General features: G+C 66.4%; 4 protein-coding genes. All 4 read right to left on the bottom strand.

The genetic code is table 11. The features are described from left to right. The coding region (gene ilvC, locus AC14A7_RS03260; RefSeq protein ID WP_484006452.1) for a ketol-acid reductoisomerase at window positions 1–748 on the bottom strand (748 nt) is incomplete at its 3' end. Window positions 749–805: 57 nt separating this feature from the next. After that, window positions 806–1,312: an acetolactate synthase small subunit gene (gene ilvN, locus AC14A7_RS03255; protein WP_484006451.1), complete on the bottom strand. Its 507-nt coding sequence runs from the start codon at window positions 1,310–1,312 to the stop codon at window positions 806–808. Window positions 1,313–1,317: 5 nt separating this feature from the next. Further along, entirely contained in the window at window positions 1,318–3,123 is a 1,806-nt protein-coding gene (locus AC14A7_RS03250; protein ID WP_484006450.1) for an acetolactate synthase large subunit, read from the bottom strand. Between the two features lie 345 nt (window positions 3,124–3,468). Beyond that, window positions 3,469–3,833 (bottom strand): hypothetical protein (locus tag AC14A7_RS03245; protein WP_484006449.1); only part of this gene is annotated, 365 nt, incomplete at its 5' end.

Below are 3,833 nucleotides of genomic sequence, written 5' to 3'. Positions count from 1 at the left end.
ACCAGCGCTGCTTGGCGATGCCGCCCTCCCACATGAGGTCGACGATGAGCTTGAGCTCGTGCAGCACCTCGAAGTAGGCGATCTGCGGCTGGTAGCCAGCCTCGACGAGGGTCTCGAAGCCGTACTGCACCAGCTGCGAGGTTCCGCCGCAGAGAACAGCCTGCTCACCGAACAGGTCGGTCTCGGTCTCCTCGGTGAAGGTGGTCTTGATGACGCCGGCGCGGGTTCCGCCGATGGCCTTCGCGTACGAGAGGGCGGTGTCCCAGGCGTGGCCGGAGGCGTCCTGCTCTACGGCGATGATGTCCGGGATTCCACGGCCGGCGACGAACTCGCGGCGCACAGTGTGGCCGGGGGCCTTCGGGGCGATGAGGATGATGTCGACACCGGCAGGCGGCTCGATGTAGCCAAAGCGGATGTTGAAGCCGTGCGCGAAGGCGAGCGTCTTGCCCTCGGTCAGGTTGTCCTTGATCGACTCGGCGAAGATGCCGCGCTGGTGCTGGTCGGGCGCGAGGATCATGATGAGGTCGGCCCAGACGGTCGCGTCGGCGACCGACTTGACCTCGAAGCCCTCCTCCTGTGCCTTCGGAGCGGACTTGGAGCCGTCCTTGAGCGCGATGACGACCTCGACACCGGAGTCGCGGAGGTTCTGTGCGTGGGCGTGGCCCTGCGAGCCGTAGCCGACGATGGCGACCTTCTTGCCCTGGATGATGGCCAGGTCGGCATCCTTGTCGTAGAAGAGTTCAGTCATTTCTAGCTTCCTTGTTTGTGGTTTGAGACTGTTGGTCGGCGTCGCCCGAAGGGCGAGCTAGTTCTTGTAGACGCGCTCTGTGATGCTCTTCGAGCCGCGGCCGATGGCGAGGAGGCCCGACTGGGCGATCTCCTTGATGCCATACGGCTCGAGGATCTTGAGCAGCGCCTGGATCTTGCCGGTGTTGCCGGTCGCCTCGATGACGAGGGCATCGGTGGCGACATCGACGATCTGGGCGCGGAACAGTGTCGCGGCCTCGAGCACCTGCGAGCGCGTCGAGTTGTCGACCCGCACCTTCACCAGGATGTGCTCGCGGGTGACCGCCTGCGACGAGTCGAGCTCGACGATCTTGATGACGTTGACGAGCTTGTTCAGCTGCTTGGTGACCTGCTCGAGCGGCAGCTCCTCGACGTCGACGACGACGGTGATGCGGCTGAGGCCCTCGATCTCGCTCGCACCGACGGCGAGCGACTCGATGTTGAATCCGCGGCGCGCGAACAGGCCGGCGACGCGCGTGAGCAGTCCGGGGCGGTCCTCGACGAGGAGGGACAGTACGTGGCTCATGGCCCTTACTCCTCTTCCCACTCTGGGGCGTGGTCCCGCGCGTACTGCACGCTCGAGTTGCCGACTCCCTGCGGAACCATCGGCCACACCATGGCGTCACGCGAGACGATGAAGTCGATGACGACGGGGCGGTCGTTGGTCTCCAGCGCCAGCTTGATGGCGGCATCCACTTCGCTCTGCTTCGTCACGCGGATGGCGAGGCAGCCGTACGCGTCAGCGAGCTTGACGAAGTCGGGAACCATGCGGGTTCCGTCTCCCGTCTCGAGGTCGGTGAACGAGTAGCGGCCCTCGTAGAACAGGGTCTGCCACTGGCGCACCATGCCGAGGCTCGAGTTGTTGATGATCGCGACCTTGATCGGGATGTTGTTGATGGTGCAGGTGGCCAGCTCCTGGTTGGTCATCTGGAAGCATCCATCGCCGTCGATCGCCCACACGACGCGATCGGGTTCTGCCACCTTCGCACCCATGGCGGCCGGCACGGCGTAGCCCATGGTTCCGGCTCCACCGGAGTTGAGCCACGAGTTGGGGCGCTCGTACTTGATGAACTGCGCGGCCCACATCTGGTGCTGGCCGACGCCGGCGGCGTAGACGCCCTCCGGTCCGGTGAGCTGGCCGATGCGCTGGATGACCGCCTGCGGGGAGAGCAGGCCGTCCTCCGGCTCGTCGTAGCCGAGCGGGAACTGCGTGCGGAGCGAGGTGAGGCGCTCCCACCAGCCGGTGATGTCTGGCTTGTGGGTCTTCGCGGCATCCGCGTAGGCAGCGGTCAGATCGACGATGACGTCTTTGGCATCGCCGACGATGGGAACATCGGGCACGCGGATCTTGCCGATCTCCGCGGGGTCGATGTCAACGTGCACGATCTTGGCGAGCGGGGCGAACTCGCTCGGCTTGCCCGTGACACGGTCGTCGAATCGTGCACCGAGGCTGACGATGAGGTCGGCCTCCTGCAGTGCGAGCACAGCGGGAACCGTTCCGTGCATACCGGGCATGCCGAGGTTCTGCTCGTGGGAGTCGGGGAAGACGCCGCGGGCCATGAGCGTCGTGACGACGGCCGCACCGGTCGCGTTGGCGAGGTCGAGCAGCTCGGCCGACGCCTTGGCGCGGTTGACGCCGCCGCCGACGTAGAGCACGGGGCGCTCTGCCTTGGCGAGCAGCTCTGCCGCAGCGAGGATCTGCTTGCCGTGCGCCTTCGTGACGGGGCGGTAGCCGGGCAGGTCGATCTTCGGCGGCCAGATGTATGGTGCCGACTTCTGCTGGGCATCCTTCGTGATGTCGACGAGCACGGGGCCGGGGCGGCCGGTCGTCGCGATCTGGTAGGCGGCCGCGAGCGTGGCCGGCACGTCGGCCGGGTCGGTGACGAGGAAGGAGTGCTTGGTGATCGGCATCGTGATACCGACGATGTCGACCTCCTGGAACGCATCCGTTCCCATGAGGGTGGAGAAGACCTGGCCGGTGATCGCGAGCAGCGGCACCGAGTCCATGTACGCGTCGGCGATCGCCGTGACGAGGTTGGTTGCACCGGGGCCGGAGGTGGCGATGCAGACGCCGATCTGGCCGCCCGTCGCGGAGTAGCCCTCGGCCGCGTGGCCTGCGCCCTGCTCATGGCGAACCAGGATGTGGCGGATCGTGGTCGAGGCCATCAGCTCGTCGTAGAACGGGATGATCGCGCCGCCCGGGAGACCGAAGACATCTTTGATGCCCAGGTTCTCAAGAGTGCGGAGGATCGCTCCAGAGCCGGTCAGCACGTCGGGCTCTGTGCTCTTGGGAGCACGCGCCTTCGCTGTTGGCACGGGCGTGGATTCCGTGGTCATTGGTGAATTCCTTACAGTGATCGCGCAGTCGCAACGAGGCGCACCTGCATAGAAGCAAGCTTGTCACGGCTGAGGCGCTTCGCGGGAACAGTGGAACCGCGGGCGTGAAGCGGCAAAGGGGAGCCCAGCACTACGGCTGGCTTCCAGCTCGGCCTGGTCGACGAGTGAGTCGCTCAGGGGAGCTGCGATATCGACCCTTTTAGATCACCATCGCGCACGATCGATGGCGATGGAACATCGTCACCGTCGAGAGCTGTGTGGCCGGTGCGCAGCGCGGTTGTGCCGCCTACGAGCCTGCCTCCGCTCCAGAGTACCGTATTCGCGGGTCTCTCGACGGCGCGGCGATCAGGCGGCCGGTCGCGAGGCGATGAAGCCCGCCGATACCCGCAGCAGCACCGGGGCATAGGGCGCGGTCGCCGCCGACTGCGAGGCGGCGGTCGGCAGTGCGCGCTTGCTCCCGTCGGCGCCGATCGAGTAGACGGGTCCTGTTGCCGCCGCGACGATGAGACCGCCGCGAACAGTGGTGGTCGTCTTCGGCAGCGCCGCGCATGTTCCAGCGTCGAAGGTCGTCTGCGGCAGCCCCGCGATGAGTGCCGAGTCGATCGGCCAGAGCTTGCCCTGCGCGGCGAAGTAGGTCTGCGTCGGGCAGACGATCGCGTTGGTCAGCGGGGTCGAGTCCGGATCCTTCACCGCCTGGTCGAGATCGGCCT

The organism is Conyzicola sp. (assembly GCF_057073975.1).
This window is presented reverse-complemented; position numbering and strand designations above follow the sequence as displayed.